General features: G+C 46.3%; 19 protein-coding genes and 1 pseudogene. 10 read left to right on the top strand and 10 right to left on the bottom strand.

Annotation, left to right across the window (positions count from 1 at the left end; all coding sequences use genetic code 11):
- Positions 1–29: 29 nt before the first annotated feature.
- From UM402_RS09665 to UM402_RS09655, 3 genes are all read left to right on the top strand, one after another.
- Positions 30–383: a cupredoxin domain-containing protein gene (locus tag UM402_RS09665; protein ID WP_058578257.1), complete on the top strand. Its 354-nt coding sequence runs from the start codon at positions 30–32 to the stop codon at positions 381–383.
- 214 nt (positions 384–597) lie between these two features.
- A complete protein-coding gene (locus UM402_RS09660; RefSeq protein WP_034818226.1) occupies positions 598–1038 on the top strand; it encodes a hypothetical protein in 441 nt (146 codons plus the stop codon).
- A 103-nt stretch (positions 1039–1141) separates the two neighbouring features.
- Positions 1142–1246, top strand: a complete 105-nt coding sequence (locus tag UM402_RS09655) for a DUF5676 family membrane protein (protein ID WP_322295295.1) — start codon at positions 1142–1144, stop codon at positions 1244–1246.
- A 44-nt stretch (positions 1247–1290) separates the two neighbouring features.
- Here UM402_RS09655 and UM402_RS09650 read toward each other — a convergent pair.
- Positions 1291–2366 (bottom strand): IS3-like element ISIba1 family transposase gene (locus tag UM402_RS09650; protein ID WP_322295294.1). Its coding sequence is split into 2 segments (ribosomal slippage): positions 1291–2117 and positions 2117–2366, totalling 1077 coding nucleotides; the frame shifts between segments, so codons are not numbered across the junction.
- A 75-nt stretch (positions 2367–2441) separates the two neighbouring features.
- On the opposite strand from UM402_RS09650, the gene UM402_RS09645 reads away from it, so the two are divergent.
- Positions 2442–2609 carry a DUF5676 family membrane protein gene (locus tag UM402_RS09645; protein ID WP_006956214.1) on the top strand — a complete coding sequence of 56 codons (168 nt, stop codon included), beginning with the start codon at positions 2442–2444 and terminating at the stop codon, positions 2607–2609.
- 45 nt (positions 2610–2654) lie between these two features.
- On the top strand, positions 2655–2795 hold the full coding sequence (locus UM402_RS09640) for a cupredoxin domain-containing protein (RefSeq protein WP_153849795.1): 141 nt from the start codon (positions 2655–2657) through the stop codon (positions 2793–2795).
- Between the two features lie 142 nt (positions 2796–2937).
- Here UM402_RS09640 and merA read toward each other — a convergent pair whose 3' ends face one another.
- The 3 genes from merA to merT are packed head-to-tail and all read right to left on the bottom strand — an operon-like array spanning position 2938 to position 5060.
- Positions 2938–4341, bottom strand: a complete 1404-nt coding sequence (gene merA / locus UM402_RS09635) for a mercury(II) reductase (RefSeq protein ID WP_058577375.1) — start codon at positions 4339–4341, stop codon at positions 2938–2940.
- Between the two features lie 55 nt (positions 4342–4396).
- Complete coding sequence (gene merP / locus UM402_RS09630; protein ID WP_006956212.1) at positions 4397–4696, bottom strand: mercury resistance system periplasmic binding protein MerP; 300 nt, start codon at positions 4694–4696, stop codon at positions 4397–4399.
- A 13-nt stretch (positions 4697–4709) separates the two neighbouring features.
- Entirely contained in the window at positions 4710–5060 is a 351-nt protein-coding gene (merT, locus tag UM402_RS09625; protein WP_273024510.1) for a mercuric ion transporter MerT, read from the bottom strand.
- A gap of 74 nt (positions 5061–5134) precedes the next feature.
- On the opposite strand from merT, the gene merR reads away from it, so the two are divergent.
- Positions 5135–5578, top strand: a complete 444-nt coding sequence (gene merR, locus UM402_RS09620) for an Hg(II)-responsive transcriptional regulator (protein ID WP_034818168.1) — start codon at positions 5135–5137, stop codon at positions 5576–5578.
- Positions 5579–5626: 48 nt separating this feature from the next.
- On the opposite strand, the gene UM402_RS09615 is transcribed toward merR, so the two are convergent.
- From UM402_RS09615 to UM402_RS09595, 5 genes are all read right to left on the bottom strand, one after another.
- Complete coding sequence (locus tag UM402_RS09615) at positions 5627–5962, bottom strand: YnfA family protein (RefSeq protein ID WP_006956209.1); 336 nt, start codon at positions 5960–5962, stop codon at positions 5627–5629.
- A gap of 2 nt (positions 5963–5964) precedes the next feature.
- Entirely contained in the window at positions 5965–6852 is an 888-nt protein-coding gene (locus UM402_RS09610; protein WP_034818164.1) for a cation diffusion facilitator family transporter, read from the bottom strand.
- A 62-nt stretch (positions 6853–6914) separates the two neighbouring features.
- On the bottom strand, positions 6915–10112 hold the full coding sequence (locus UM402_RS09605) for an efflux RND transporter permease subunit (protein WP_286874247.1): 3198 nt from the start codon (positions 10110–10112) through the stop codon (positions 6915–6917).
- Positions 10113–10123: 11 nt separating this feature from the next.
- On the bottom strand, positions 10124–11269 hold the full coding sequence (locus UM402_RS09600) for an efflux RND transporter periplasmic adaptor subunit (RefSeq protein ID WP_286911500.1): 1146 nt from the start codon (positions 11267–11269) through the stop codon (positions 10124–10126).
- Positions 11270–11272: 3 nt separating this feature from the next.
- The gene (locus tag UM402_RS09595; protein ID WP_058577380.1) at positions 11273–12523 is read right to left on the bottom strand and encodes a TolC family protein; all 1251 of its coding nucleotides are present in this window, start codon (positions 12521–12523) and stop codon (positions 11273–11275) included.
- A gap of 211 nt (positions 12524–12734) precedes the next feature.
- Between UM402_RS09595 and UM402_RS09590 the strand changes: the two genes are divergently transcribed.
- Complete coding sequence (locus UM402_RS09590; RefSeq protein ID WP_058577381.1) at positions 12735–12920, top strand: hypothetical protein; 186 nt, start codon at positions 12735–12737, stop codon at positions 12918–12920.
- Between the two features lie 186 nt (positions 12921–13106).
- Here the strand turns inward: UM402_RS09590 and cadR are convergent, their stop codons facing one another.
- Positions 13107–13526, bottom strand: a complete 420-nt coding sequence (cadR, locus tag UM402_RS09585) for a Cd(II)/Pb(II)-responsive transcriptional regulator (RefSeq protein ID WP_074668950.1) — start codon at positions 13524–13526, stop codon at positions 13107–13109.
- Positions 13527–13599: 73 nt separating this feature from the next.
- Between cadR and UM402_RS09580 the strand changes: the two are divergent.
- The 3 genes and pseudogenes from UM402_RS09580 to UM402_RS09570 all read left to right on the top strand — a co-directional run bounded on the left by UM402_RS09580 (position 13600) and on the right by UM402_RS09570 (position 15401).
- Positions 13600–14498: pseudogene (locus UM402_RS09580) on the top strand (cation transporter).
- Complete coding sequence (gene lspA / locus UM402_RS09575; protein ID WP_034818150.1) at positions 14499–15002, top strand: signal peptidase II; 504 nt, start codon at positions 14499–14501, stop codon at positions 15000–15002.
- A 75-nt stretch (positions 15003–15077) separates the two neighbouring features.
- Entirely contained in the window at positions 15078–15401 is a 324-nt protein-coding gene (locus UM402_RS09570; protein WP_058577382.1) for a hypothetical protein, read from the top strand.
- Positions 15402–15440: the final 39 nt, after the last annotated feature.

The raw sequence follows: 15440 nt of genomic DNA, 5'->3' as shown, positions 1-15440 counted from the left end.
TTAACATTGGCGCATTCAGGAGAATAAATATGTTATTTATTAATATTGCTGGTATCGCTCTGATCGCACTGATCGTCTGGTGGTTTTGGCTTTACACGCCCAAGCAGATGAAGCTGGGAGAAGGTGATTGGGTGATTGCCGTCGAAAACGGCACCTACTCGCCTTCGAGAATAAACGTACCTGAAGGTAAGCCGGTTGAACTCAGGTTTCTGCGGAAGGATCAATCGCCTTGCTCTGAAACTCTGCTTATCCCTGACCTGGAAATCAGTGAAACGTTGCCTTTTAACAAATTAAAGCAAATTCAAATACCAGCGCTGGAACCCGGAGAGTACGACTTTCATTGCCAGATGCAAATGTATCGGGGAAAGCTAGTTGTCGGTTAAATGGCTTAAAACGTCCAGGTCACAATATGAGCTTTAAAAGTTTCCCGTTAGATTCGATGAAATTCAATTTCATCGAAGGCATTGAAGGATTCGGCAATAAATATCGCCGTTATATGAGGTCTACGTCAGCGTGGGCTCCAAGATTTAACGATAGTGAAACAAAGTAAAATTAATGAGACCAAAACAATTTGGTCATAGTCAAGAGGGTAATAAAATGAAAAAAGTACTTTCAGCTTTAACTATCACAGCTTTAATGGCCTCTCCTGTCTTTGCTGATGCACAGCATAAACATGGTGATGATAAAACAGGTTCAATGAGTGGAATGATGCATCATGAAAAAATGACATCAATGAATGAGCACATGCAAGAAATGCGCGAAGCTATGGAAAAAATAAAAAGCGAATCCGATCCCAAGAAACGTAAAAAACTAATGGAAGAACACATGAAGTCAATGCAGAAGGGAATGCAAATGATGAACCATGGGATGGATAAAGGCATGAACAAAGGAGAACATAAAAAGGGAGACAAAGCAGAGCAAATGGGCAAAGAGAATATGATGAATAAAATGAAAATGATGGAGCATAGAATGGATATGATGCAAATGATGATGGAGCAGATGATGGAACATCAGAGTGAAGAAAAAAAGGAAATGTAGTAGAGATTAAGCTCTCCGTTGGAAATGCCGCTACTTGCAGTGTGCAAGTAGCGGTACTTTTTCAATATATCTAATTTACAACGGTATTTTTAAGGAGGAAGTTATGAAACTTAATGCAAAGAAATTTGGCTTAGCAGCTGGCGGTGCTTTCGCAGTTTTATGGGGAGTTTGTAGCTTGCTAGTGCTTATTATGCCCTCTAGCATGTGACCTTTCCCCTGAACTAACACCATCTTATCGATGAAATTTCAGTTTTAAGCTACCTGTTTTGCAAACTCCACAGGCGGTAAATAATTTAACGAGCTATGCGGGCGTTCGTAATTATAATGACGCTGCCACTGCTCTATTTCATACCTCGCCTCGTCGAGCGTTCTAAACCAGTTCTGATCAAGACATTCATTCCTAAACTTACCATTCAAACTCTCAACAAAAGCGTTCTGTGTTGGTTTTCCTGGCTGAATAAAGCTCAACCTTACATCGTTGCTTTTGCTCCAGAAAAACATGGCTTTACTGGTAAATTCGGTGCCATTATCGCAGACAATATGCTCTGGCTTGCTGCGCTCGTCGATAAGCTGAGACAAAAAGCGCGATACTTGCTGTCCTGAAATCGATACTGAGACAAGTTGCCCAACCATTTCCCGGCTAAAGTCATCGACAACGTTCAAGACTCTGAAACGTCGGCCACTTGCCAGCTGGTCAGACACAAAGTCCATCGACCATCGCTCATTAACACGCTGCGGTGCGTCCATAACGACACGCGGTCGTGTCAGCTTTTTACGTTTCTTGGTCCGAACCTGAAGCCCTTGTTCGGTATAAAGGCGATAGGTTCGCTTCTTATTCTTTACAAGCCCCTCGCGCTTAAGCAACCCATGCAGCAGTAAATAGCCATACCGTGGATATTCCACGGCAAGCTCCTTTAGGCGAGTCGTTACCCGTTCGTCATCTCGCTGCTTTGGCTTATATCGGTAAGCTGTTCGACTCAGCCCGACCAGTTTGCACGCAAGGCGCTCGCTTAGCTTATACGCAGAGATTAAATGCTCTACGACACGCTTCTTGCTGGCGGGCTTCACCACTTTTTTGAGACGACATCCTTTAAGGCTTCTGTCTCAAGCATCTTCTCCGCCAACAGCTTTTTAAGCTTGTTATTCTCAGACTCAAGCTCTTTTAGACGCTTGGCCTCATTCACTTCCATTCCGGCATATTTACTACGCCAGTTATAAAACGTGCCGCTGGAAATTCCCATTCGACGACAAATTTCGTCAACTTTTGCACCGGCCTCATGCTCTTTGATGGCCTTGATGATTTGCTCTTCGCTGTAACGTTTTTTCATATCGAGATCTCCACTTGACCCATTTTAATGGAAATCTCATCGATGTCATGGTCCTATTTTTGGGGGAGAGGTCACATGATGGCTTTAACAGAAGGCATGGTTCACGGAAAACTCTCTGGTTTCGAGTGGCATTTGAGTTTTAGTGGATTTGTTACGGGATTATTCGGGTGGTCCTTGGGAGCTATGATTACTGGCTGGCTAATTGTAACGTTATATAATAAACAAATGAAAACGGCTAAATGAGATTGTTGTCAAACTGGAAGCCTTTAAATCTGTTGCTCTGAAACTTTGCTTATTCCTGATCTGGGGATCAGCGATACTTTACCGACCAATAAGTTAAAGTTGATCGAATTGCCAGTATTAAAGACCGGAGAATACGATTTTCATTGTCAGATGCAAAGGTATCTAGGAAAACTTATTGTCAAATAAGTGAGACAAATAAGAGCTAATATGAATGAAAAAAAAGTGCTTATAACAACTATTATCACTCCTGAACTAGCTTAACCTATCACCAACCAGCAGCTAAACCCGAAATATTGGTAACTGTCCAGTGAAGTTAAGCTAGGTTATCTCACCCAGCGCAGCAAGATAATTGGCTAACATCTTTAGTAAACGTTTGAGCGCATAATTTTAAGCCTTCTACCATCGTAAGGTATGGGAAGAGCTCATCAGCCAACTCATTGACTGTCATTCCTGCTCTTATCGCCATTACAGCAGCCTGAATCAACTCACCGGCTTCTCCTGCGACGACTTGAACACCGAGCAGTCGGCCGCTGCCACTCTCTGCGACAATTTTTATAAACCCTTGGGTATTGAAGTTAACCAATGCCCGTGGGACATTTTCAAGGCCCAACGTGCGGCTTTCGGTGACGTAACCACCAGTTTTAGCATCAGCTTCTGATAAACCCACCGTGGCGACTTGTGGATCAGTAAAGATAACCTTGGGCATTGCACTGAGATCAAGATGCGCATCACCGCCCGTCATGTTAATAGCGGCTCGGCTGCCGCCTGCGGCGGCGACATAGACAAACTGCGGCTGATTCGTACAGTCGCCTGCCGCATATACTCTTGAGTTAGAGGTTTGCATGCGCTCGTTAATCGTTATTGTACCGCGTTCAGTTTGTACACCGATGGTTTTTAAATCGAGGTTTTCCGTATTGGGCGTACGGCCTGTGGCCACGAGCAGTTGTTCTGCTTTTAATGTTCCGGCATTGGTTTTGAGAATGAAGTGTTGTCCGTCGTAACGCACTTCGCTGGCTTCTGTATGCTCAAGCACATTGATGCCTTCGCGATCAAAAACAGTCGCTATTGCTTCACCAATGGCAGGCTCGTCTTGGGATAACACCCGATTGCGGGCCAAAACAGTAACTTCACTACCGAGACGCGCGAAGGCTTGTGCTAACTCAAGAGCAACGACCGAGGCTCCAATAATAAGGAGGCGCTTAGGAATGTCATTTAGCTCTAATGCGCTTGTCGAAGTAAGGTAAGGGGTTTCAGCTAAGCCGGGGATGGGGGGGTGTGCGGGTCGGGCCCCGGTGCCGATAAAAGCACGGTCAAAGTAAATCGTTTGCTCACCGCCATCGCGAAGTGATACGGAAAGAGTTTCATCGTTTATAAAGCGGGCTTCGCCGTTAATAACGGTAATGGCGGAATTCTCTCTAAGAATACTCTGGTATTTGGATTCACGGAGTTCTTCTACCCGAGCCTGTTGTTGCTCGAGGAGAGCTGATCGATTTACCTTAAGAGTATGAGTACTTAAGCCTTTATCAAAAGAGCTTTCTCGCCGCAGTTGGGCGATATGAGCCGCTCGGATCATGATTTTAGACGGGACACAGCCAATATTGACACAAGTTCCGCCAATAGTACCTCTCTCAATGAGCGTCACTCGGGCACCTCCCTCGGTCGCTTTGAGTGCCGCAGCCATCGCACTGCCGCCGCTACCAATGACAGCAATGTGTAAATTGTTACTACTCATAACGGTTACTCCTTGGTCTTTCAGTTTTACAGCAGCTATAAGGCATTGTGATGTTTCATGACTGATTTTTTGGTGCCGTTGCTTTCAGTGTTGATGGGTATCCTGCATTTGTCGTTGCTTCAGTGAGCTGCTTAACTGACGTTTTTTCGTCGTCGAATGTCACGGTTGCATCCCGCTCTTCAAAACGGACATCGACGGCGCTCACACCTGCGACTTGGCCAAGTGCAGCTTTGACGGTAATTGGGCAGGTGACGCATGTCATACCGGGTACTGATAGCGTGACGGTTTTCTCAGCCGCCAATGCGGGCATGCTAAACAGTAAAAATAAAATGGTTGTTATCATTGCTTTTTTCATCGTGTATTGCCTCCTAGTAAAAGAAAGGAACAACATAGGGGTACGCCAGTGCTGTTAAAGTAAGCACCGCAACGAGCCAAAACATCACTTTGTAGCTCTTACGAGCACTTGGCGTTGCGCAGGTGTTATCAGGGTTGCAGTCATCAGCACGCCGGTATATTCGACGCCAGGCAAAGAATATGGCAATCAATGCAATGGCAATAAAAATGGGTCGATAAGGCTCAAGTGCTGTGAGGCTCCCAATCCAGGCCCCGGATACACCGAGTGCAAGTAATATGAGGGGACCCAGACAACACGCAGATGCCAGAGTCGCTGCGATCCCTCCCGCGAGAAGAGAGCCCCGACCAGATTTTGAATTTGACATAAGAGTAACTCCTTCGGGCATTTTGCTTTAATGTGTTAATCTTAGACCCGTACCTCACTACGGAAGCAATAGCTATGTTAAAAAAACGCAACGTAATGACAATTGGCACGCTGGCCAAAACAGCCGGCGTGGGCGTGGAAACGGTGCGCTATTATCAGCGCCGAGGGCTAATGAGCGAGCCGGAGAAGCCGTATGGGGGGATCCGACATTACGACGAACAAGCGCTTGCTCGGCTTCATTTTATTCGCGCGTCTCAATGGCTTGGATTTAGTCTGGATGAAATTGGTGAGCTATTAACTCTGCAAGATGGCGCTCATTGCGATGAAGCACGGGAGCTTGGGGAGCAAAAGCTCATCAGTGTTCGTCGAAAGATATCGCACTTACAGCAAATTGAACAAGCGCTGAATGAGTTGGTGCAAAAATGCAGCGCCGGACACGGAGATGTCTATTGTCCACTGATGGCGTCGCTTAATGACGGGGTTGAGGACGCTACCACGGACAAACATAAGGTGCGCTAGTCTGTGTAAAACTTTTGAGTGGAGTTCTTTAACTGAATTGCTTTATAGCTAACGCCAGCCATACACAAGAATCCCCATACCGGTTAGCACAAACGTCGTGCCAATCAGGTCGAAATTGGATAGTGGCGATTTATCGACAATTCGCAGCCAGACTATGGCAGTTAACACGTAAATACCACCATAAGCTGCGTAGACCCGCCCGCTTTCCGCCGGATGAAGTGTTAATAAGTAAGCAAATAAAGCTAAGCTTATTGCTGCCGGAATGAGCAACCAAACGGAATGGCCCTCTTTGAGCCATAGGTAGGGTAAATAGCAACCGACAATTTCGGCAATTGCGGTGGCAATAAATAACCCGAGCGTTTTCAATAAAAATAATGCACTCATTATCAGTTGTCCCTACACGCTTCATCAGGATCTTCTAGTTCTACCGTTGTATGGCTTAAAGCATAGGGCGCAAGGACGTTATCGATGTGCTGTTTTAAGTCGCTACGGGCCTCGATATCAAGATTTTCAGTTAACACCAAATGAACGGTTAATACATGCTCCTCGCCGTCTAGTGACCAAAAATGCAAATGGTGTAGGTCAGCAACATGAGGTAGCTCCAGTAAAGCGTCCGCGACTTGTTTGTAGGTTTTTTTGTCTGGCGTGGCCTGTATGAAGAGCTTCAGCGTTGCCCACAGGTTGCGTAGTACATTCACTAAAATAAATAGCGTAAAGCCAATCGACAATATAGGGTCGAGAATCGGCCAGTCTACGAACAGCAAAACAATACCAACGATAAGTACAGCGACCCAGCCGAGAACATCCTCCAGCAAGTGCCAGTTAATAACGCGTTCGTTTAACGTTTTGCCCTCTGACAATTTGTAAGCAGCAAATCCATTAACTGTAATGCCAACGACGGCTAAAGCAATCATGCCATCAGCGACGGGCATCTGAGGGTTCCAGAGTCTGGGAATTGCTTCCACAAGTACCCAGGCAGAGCCTGCGATTAACACAACGGCATTAATAAATGCACCGGCAAGATTCAGTCTTTTATAACCGTAGGTAAAGTGTTGGTTAGCCTGTTTTTTGCCAAGTTTATTTAGTATCCACGCGAGACCTAACGACAGGCTATCGCCAAGATCATGAACGGCATCAGCTAAAATGGCGGTACTGTTGGTAAGAAAACCACCAATGAACTCAATAATGGTAAAAACAAAGTTAAGCAGAAATGCCCAACCTAATCGGTTGGACGGCATGTCCTTTGAGTGATCATGGTTATGGTGATGTCCCATAATACGTTCCTCTTTTAATAAAAGGGGGCGACAATAACCGCCCCCTTAAATGCTATTGAACCCTAACGGCTTAAATCCTTAATTTTTTGTTTCGAAAACCAAGGATAGAGCACGGGTAAGATAACCAATGTCAGCAGAGTAGCTGATACCAAACCACCAACAATGACGGTAGCCAGTGGGCGTTGAATTTCAGCCCCTGCACCGGTTGCAAACAGCATGGGAATGAGTCCTAACGCTGAGGTTATTGCAGTCATCAATACTGGGCGGAGTCGCGACCATGCGCCATCAAACACGGCATCATTAACCGCATGCCCATCGGTTATTCTCTGGTTAATACTCTCGACCAGAACTACACCGTTTAGTACCGCCACACCAAACAGCGTGATGAAACCCACGGCGCTGGGCACCGATAAGTACTGTCCTGACACATAGAGAGCCACAATACCGCCGATGACTGCCAATGGTACATTCACCAAAATCAACATGGCTTGACCCATGGTGCCGAAAGCAAAATAAAGCAGCAGGGCGATGAGTGCCAGCGATATGGGAACGACAATGGACAAGCGCTCCTGTGCTCGTTGTTGACTTTCGAACTGGCCACCAATATCGACTGAGTAACCGGTTGGTAAATCCACCTTCTCGTCAATCGCCTTCCGAATATCGGCAACCACGCTACCCATGTCACGACCCTGAACGTTCGATTGAATCACAACGCGACGCTGTACATCATCACGACGGATTTGCGGTGGTCCTGATTCAATTGCGACGTGGGCGACTTCGCCTACGGTTACCCAGGCTCCCGAAGGAGTTAACAAGCGTAACGAGCGAATAGACTCCGGCGTATCGCGGAATTGCTTGGCCAGCCGCACGTAAATATCATAGCGCTCATTACCGCGAATGATCTGGCCTGCCGAAGCGCCACCCAAGCCATTGTCGACAACGCTCAGTACATCGGAGACATTTAAGCCGTAGCGTGAGAGTTGTTGGCGTTTCGGCGAAACCACGAGTTGTGCTTCACCTTTTATTTGCTCCATCGCTACTGCAACGGCCCCGTCAACTTGCTTGACGGCACTTTCTATTTCCTGGCCTTTACGGGCCAACACGTCAAGCTCGGGTCCAAATAGTTTGATGGCTAGCTGCGATTTTACACCTGATAGCAGTTCATCAACCCGTGTTGCGATAGGTTGTGAAAAATTAAACAACAAGCCTGGGTGAGCATCGAGTTTTGCCTCCATTTTTTCTTGTAAGGCGTAGCGATCCGATGCTGTTGTCCATTCAGACTGCGGCTTGAGACCCACGTATATCTCGATGTTGCTGATAGGCTCTGGATCACCACCCACTTCAGCTCGTCCAATGCGGCTGAGTGCGTAGGTGGTTTCCGGGAACGACATCAGGATTTTTTCAAGCTTCGGAGCCACCTCTAAGGCCGTTTCAAGGTTAGAGGAGGGGGCTAATGTCACGCGAATATTAATCGTGCCTTCTTCCAATTCGGGCGCAAATTCTGTGCCGAGACGAGGCACTAACACCAAAGCGCCGACAAACAGCACACCGGCCAGGGGAATAACAGCCTTTTTACTGCGTAACGCCACCGATAATAGTCTTTTATAACCATTATCTAGTGGTTTAAGCAGTTTATTTTCACGAGGCTTAATACCCCGACTGAAAAAGTAACTGGCTAATGCCGGGACAACCATAATGGCCACAAAAACCGCGGAGATAATGGCCAACATAATACTGATCGCCATGGGCTCAAATAATTTAGCTTCAACACCCTGAAAACTAAACAGTGGCATAAAGACCACCAAGATAATCATGGCGGCAAAGAATACCGGTCGTGCCACTTCGTTAGCCGCTTCCTTAACTCGCAGCTTGATACCATGGCTATCGAGTTTGGCTGCCTGAGGATCCGGGTCGCGGTGCTCTGTGCGTTGCTCGGCGTCGCCTTGGTGTTCACTATCCGGACGACTTAAGTGCTTAAAGATGTTTTCAACCATCACCACGGAGCCGTCGACCAGCATACCAATGGCAACAGCAATCCCGCCCAGCGACATCAGGTTAGCTGACATGCCCATCGCGGACATTACCATCAGGGCAATGGCGATAGAAACGGGAATGGACAGTAACACTAAAAAAGTAGCGCGTATGTTGAGCAAAAACAGTGCTAATACTGCGATAATAAAGACAAAGGCAATGAGCAGTGAATATGCGACCGTAGATACGGCTTTTTGTATTAAATCGGCCTGATCATAATACGGCTCAAAGGTGACACCCTCGGGTAATGCTTGCTGAATAAGCGGAATGCGCTTTTTAATACCGTCGATGGTGGCTTTGGTATTCGAGCCCATGCGTTTGAGCACAATACCCGACACCACTTCGCCCAGCTGGTTGACCTCGCCGTCGACTTTACGCGACATTGAGACCGCTCCCTGGCGAATTTCACTGCCGATTTCGACGTCGGCAACCTGGCCCAGTGTTACGGAAACGCCGTCAACGGTTTTGAGCGGTATTTGTCGTATTTGTTGCAGGCCTTTTTTACCGCTTTCCAGCCAGCCGGTGCCGCGAATAACCAACTGCTCCTGACCGCGGGGCATATACCAACCACCAACGTTACCGTTATTCTTGTTGACCGCGCTCATCACATCTTGCTGTGTGAGTTCGTAAGACAGTAACTTCGCGGGATTTAGGTTAACCTGATATTGCTTAACCTTACCGCCAAAGGACAAGACTTCGGTAATTCCCTCAACGGGCATTAGTAGCAGTTTAACCACATAGTCGTTAAGACTGCGTAGCTCCATACTGCTGACACCGGAGCCCGGTTCGGCAAGTAGCAGATACTGATAAACCTGGCCGAGGCCGGAAGAGTTAGGACCCATTTCGGGTGTACCTACGCCTTCGGGTATCAACTCCTTTGCCGCCTGCAGTCGTTCAAACACCAGTTGCCGGGCAAAGTAGATATCGACACTCTCGTCAAATACCACGGTAATGCCCGATAAACCTGTTTTTGAGATTGACCGAACTTCTTTGACGTCGGGCAGGGCATACATCACCGACTCTATCGGATAGGTAATAAGCTGCTCGACTTCGGTCGCTGCTAATCCTGGTGCTTCCGTATTTACCGTTACCTGAACGTTGGTAACATCGGGAAAGGCATCCAGATTAAGTTTGGGAATAATAAAAAATGACGCAATGCTGATGCTGAATAAAGCCAATACCAATAACAGGCGATTGGCGACAGCAAACTGAATAATGCGCTGAAACATACAACCTCCTGTTAGTGGTTATGTGGGTCAAAACCGCCTTTAGCGATTTGTGAGCGAACGAAAAACGCGCCGTTATCGACGTACTCTGTGCCTTCCTTAACGCCTCGAATGACTTTCCACGGACCCTTTTCATCAACCAATTCGACTTTCTTCGGTTCAAACTTTCCGGGTTCGTGCTCAATGAATATCTGCCAGTCACCATCAGATGCCCGCATTAAGGCTGAGTCCTTAACTGCAAGCACCGGTCCATCCGACTTGACTGAGAAATAAACATCCGCAAATAAACCAGGGTGTAATTGGTCCTTTTCGTTATTTACCGCAAGTCGTACCGTTCGGGTGCGGGTTTTATCGTCGATTGTGTGGCCTTCCTGAATGACTTTTGCCGCAAAGCGCTGATTGTCGACACTCACTGTAACAGGATCACCAAACTGCACACTAAGGTCAGCTGAGCCTGGTAGACGAGCATTAACCCACAAGGTTTCTTCTTGTAGCACTTCAACCAAGTGATTACCGGCATTAACTTGCTGGCCTTGCTTGAAGTTATCGCTAACCACAATCCCGCCAATTTCTGAGGTCAGTTGGTATTCGCCGACAGGGTAGTCAGCTTTACTTAAACGCTTAATATCACTGGCTGACATACCAAATGCTTTGAGTTGCGCTTGCGCTGAGGTAAAGGCGTTTTTCGCTTCGACAAAGCGTTTTTCACCAACAGTTGACTCACCGAGTGACTGCACGCGTTGCCATTCGTTAAGTGTGACCAAATACTGACTTTGCGCCTCCGCCATGGTGGCGCTGAAGAGGGTTGCCAGCGGCTCACCTTTTTCGACGTGGTCGCCAATACTGACAAAACGTTTGAGCACGGTCGAGTCGATGCGCGGACTCACGATGTAGCTATTAAAGTCGTTAGCAACCACCTCGCCCGGGGCATAAACCGGATATTCAATGACTTGAGTTTGCAAGGTTCGCGTGGTGATATCTGCCATGGACAGCTGCTTGCTGGATAGCTCCACGCCTGAGCTTTCCTTATGTTCACCTTGCTCGTGTTTGCCTTCTTCCTTGTGGGTATCTTCTTTTTCGTCGTGTCCGTGTTCATCCTGCGCCATAACCGAAAAGCTCAGCGCAAGTGCTATTGCTGCGTATAAAGGTTTTACTGACATCGTTTACTCTCCAATCTCTGCGTTTGTTTGCTGGCTTAACGGCGATAACGTCAGCGCTTTACTGAGTTCGCCTGAACGGTACAACCATTCAATGGCGGCCAACCGATATTGTGTTTGCAGCGCTATCCCTGCAAATTGGCTATCGAGCTGCTGTTGCACAGCGGTGAGGTAGTCGGTGGTGGATAGGTCACCGGCGAGCCAGGACTGTTCAATCACCTGCATCGACTCATCCTGCCGAGATTGAAAGTCTCTTTGCCAGCTTTGCCACTGTTTTTTCACAAAACGATAATTGTTAAGAGATGATTTCAGTGCTGCTTGCCATTGTTGCCTTAGTGCAATCAAACGTTTTTCTTCAGCAACAGCTTCGCTATTGGCTGCGCGTACTGCATCGCTGTAGTTATTGCGAATCTGTAGTGGAATGCTGAATGATAAGCCAACTACTGTTTCGTTATCGCTCTCGCCCGCTTCGACGCCTACGGTTGGGTTGGCGGTGGTTAACGAGCGTTTCCAGTCGACATCGGCGCGCTTTAATTGCCATTGCAGGTAAGCAGCTTTTAACGCCGGATGTTGTTGCCAGCGAGCCGTTAACGCAGGTTCAACGTTAAATAGCTCCTCATTCACGGAGAGTTGACCGACGTCAATCGTGGTTAGCAGAGCGTTTAACTCTGCTTCAGCGGATTGCAGCTGTTGATAAGCCGCTGCCGTTTGTTGCAGTTGCCGACTTAGTGCGAGTACCGTCAGTTGTTCGTCGACGGCACCTAAGTCACCGGCTTTACGTCGTTCGGCAACCAGGCTTATCGCCTGTTTAACGATTTTCTCTTGTTGCTCGGCCAGTGCGTAACGCTGTTTTGCATCCAGCCATTGCACATAGGCATTCAACAAAGTTTTAGCATGCGATGTCGCCGACTGGCGATAAATACTCACTGCCATAGCCGTCATGGCGTCACTCTGACTGGCCCTTGCTTCATTGCGAGTGCTCCAGTCCAGCGTCTGGCTTAGACCAACAGCGTAATTATTGATGTCACCCTCGCGCTCTAAGCGTGACGATAAGCTAGGGTTGTACAAAGGCTGATTTAATTGTTTGCCCTGTTGGATCAGCGCTTCAGCCTGCTGTTGAGCGGCTTCAACACTGGGGTGTTGCTGCACAGTTTTTTGCCATTGCTCGGGCAACTGTTGTGCATTGGCGTAGCTTGAACTTATTGCCAGACTTACGGCAACAAACAAGCGTTTGCTATGTGTCGAAAACGGACCCATAGATAGACTCCTCAGTCATATTACTGCGTAAAATAATGATTTAGTTGCGCTGCTAAAGCAGCGTATTAGGCAGCTATGAGGAGATGGGAGGCCGGAACAGCGGCGATGATAGTGGGTTAGTGTAAAACTCAGTATACCCAAGACGTATTGTGCCCATTCGTGGTAACGCGAGAGTTTTTTCAGCCTTCATGGCATATAAATGAAATGAACCATGGCAGTGACAGCAATGATGGTAGTCAAAGCTGATTTCGCCACTTTTAGGGAGATTGCGCTTATCGATGTGGGATTCGTCATGCTCAAAATTGAGGTGTTGCTCAGAAGAGGATTGGTGAGATTGATGCACGTCAGCAACCGACTGACTGATTTGAGTCAGAACGGCAGCAAGCACCAGTATTAAAAATCCGAGTCTAAGCATCATTACCTGCAGTTCTAAATAAGCAGCTTAACGGTACATTAATTAAAAATAGTTTTCAACTAGTGCATTCTGAATCGCCACTAGTTCACTAGACACTCAGTAGCCTAACGAAGCTCCGCTGGACAACCTTAAAAAATTGTGTAAGTACGTTGTGTAACCTCCGGAAATTTAGACGTCTCGGTTACAACTAACAGATTCTATTTCATCAATTTTATTAAGAATTGTACACGCAATAACTTTGCTTTGGCCAGTACAACTTGTTCTAATTGAAGTGAGTTGCTTCTCAAGATCTTGCAAAGAAGTAATTTGAGAGCGTATGTGCATTATGTGTTCATCAATCAGGGTATTAACGGCTGAGCAAGGTTGATGTGGATTGTCTTGATAATCTTGTAATCTGCGGGTTTCAGATAATGAAAGGCCTATAGCTCTGCAGCTACATACAAACTTAAGTCTTTTGTAATGTTTTTCAGTGTATACTCGATATCCGTTATAACTACGAGCTGGTAAAGGTAACAAACCCTTTTTTTCATAGAACCTTATTGTCTGGGTTTGAATTCCTAATAAGTCTGCTAGTTGACCAATACGCATAAGAAAATTTCCTATCTAGTTAAGTAATTTCTTGACCTTATAGTAACTTTATAGTTTTTAATTGTGAAACTATATATTTAAGGTAAGTAATACGATGGCTAGTTCCTTTGATACGGTTCGAACAAATGGCGACTCAAAAAATGCCTACGAAGAGTCAGGTAAACGGCTCATCGTTTACTCTGTAGCAAAAATGGATTGCCCATCAGAAGAACGAATGATTCGCTTGGCCTGAATGGGTTTGAGGAAATTCATTCATTATCCTTCGACTTGTCAAACCGTCGGCTGAAGGTATTACATGATGGTGAGACAGCCTTTATTACTTCTAAATTAGAGACTCTAGGTTTGGGGGCCTCGCTTGAAAGAGACACTGCTGCGGACTCCGAGGCAATCAAAGCTGAGGAGTTTTCGGCAAGTTCGGATAAGCAGGAGTCCCGCACCTTGTGTTGGTTGCTCACCATCAATACTCTTCTGTTCTTGGTGGAAATGACTGCCGGACTGCTTTGGCAGTCTGCTGGTTTGATTGGGGAATCTTTAGATAATTTTGCCGATGCGGCAGTTTACGGGCTTTCTCTTTATGCCGTAGCGCGTAGTGTTAATATGCAAATACGTGCTGCGCACCTAGCTGGCGTACTACAACTGGTTTTGGCTCTGGGTGTACTTGCAGAAGTTGTGAGACGCTTCGTATTCGGGAGTGAACCTGAGTCACTTGCGATGATGGGGATTGCATTTGTCGCGTTGATTGGCAATACCATCTGTCTTCTACTTATCTCCAAACATAGAGGAGGTGGTGCGCATATGAAAGCAAGTTGGATTTTTTCAGCTAATGATGTAGTGATTAACCTTGGCGTAATCATCGCTGGCACCCTCGTTGCGTTGACCGGGTCGAATTACCCAGATCTTATTATAGGTAGCATAGCAGGTTTAATCGTGCTTAACGGGTCAAGACGCATTTTTGCACTGAAGGGGAACTGAATGTCCTGCGTTGATAAAGGATTTTCGCCCTATATTTCTCTGTTAATTTCTGGTTTAACTGTAGTCCTTGACCAAGTGATCAAGTGGCAGACGCAGCAATCAATAGCTTACGGTGATTCGATTTCATTGACCCCTTTTTTCAATTGGGTACACACTTGGAACACTGGTGCGGCATTTGGCCTGCTTTCAAATGGTGGAGGTTGGCAGCGCTATTTTTTTATTGGGGTTGCTCTGCTAATGTCTGTGGCTTTAACGAGGTTGATCTTTAATAAAGTAAGTAAACGGGATGGCATTAGCTACGGGCTGATTCTTGGGGGGGCGGTTGGGAACCTCATTGACCGACTGTTTCGTGGCTATGTTGTCGACTCCCTTCATCTAGGTTGGCAAACGTGGCAATTGCCAGTTTTTAATATTGCCGATATTGCAATTACCCTAGGAGTTATCCTATTACTGTTAAGCAACTTGCAGGTCTCAATGATACCGAATCTACCGGGTTCTAAGTAAATAGTAAGTATAATAATTAATATGGCCGAGCTTATTTTGGATGGATTAGGAATTTATATTGAGTGGGGTAATTGAATGAAAATATCTTGGTTTTTAATACTGACTGTGCTCATTCATAGCTCTTTTGCCTGTGCTCCTGTGGCTGGTACTTTCAGTCAGTCTTCAATAAAGAGTGCAGGAGTTGCGTATGACTTAGTCTTAGAAATTGAGCGTGAAAATCAAGACTTAAATAAATCAATATATGATAGTAAACAACAAACACAACCTCATATTAGTTGCATTACTGGTTATAACCTCTTAATTTCAGCCGTGCCTGTTATTTTGGCACCCAACTCAAACTCTGTGGATTTTGGCCAAAGCCTGACTCACCAACCCCCGGTACCTCCACCAAACGCGTAACCGTTAACTTAGACTTTTTAAAACCTATAAGTTAATGGA

The organism is Idiomarina sp. OXR-189 (genome assembly GCF_034373425.1).
In the GTDB taxonomy this organism is placed as follows: domain Bacteria; phylum Pseudomonadota; class Gammaproteobacteria; order Enterobacterales; family Alteromonadaceae; genus Idiomarina; species Idiomarina zobellii.
The sequence above is the reverse complement of the archived record's forward strand: the minus strand, read 5'-3'. Positions and strand labels throughout refer to the sequence as shown.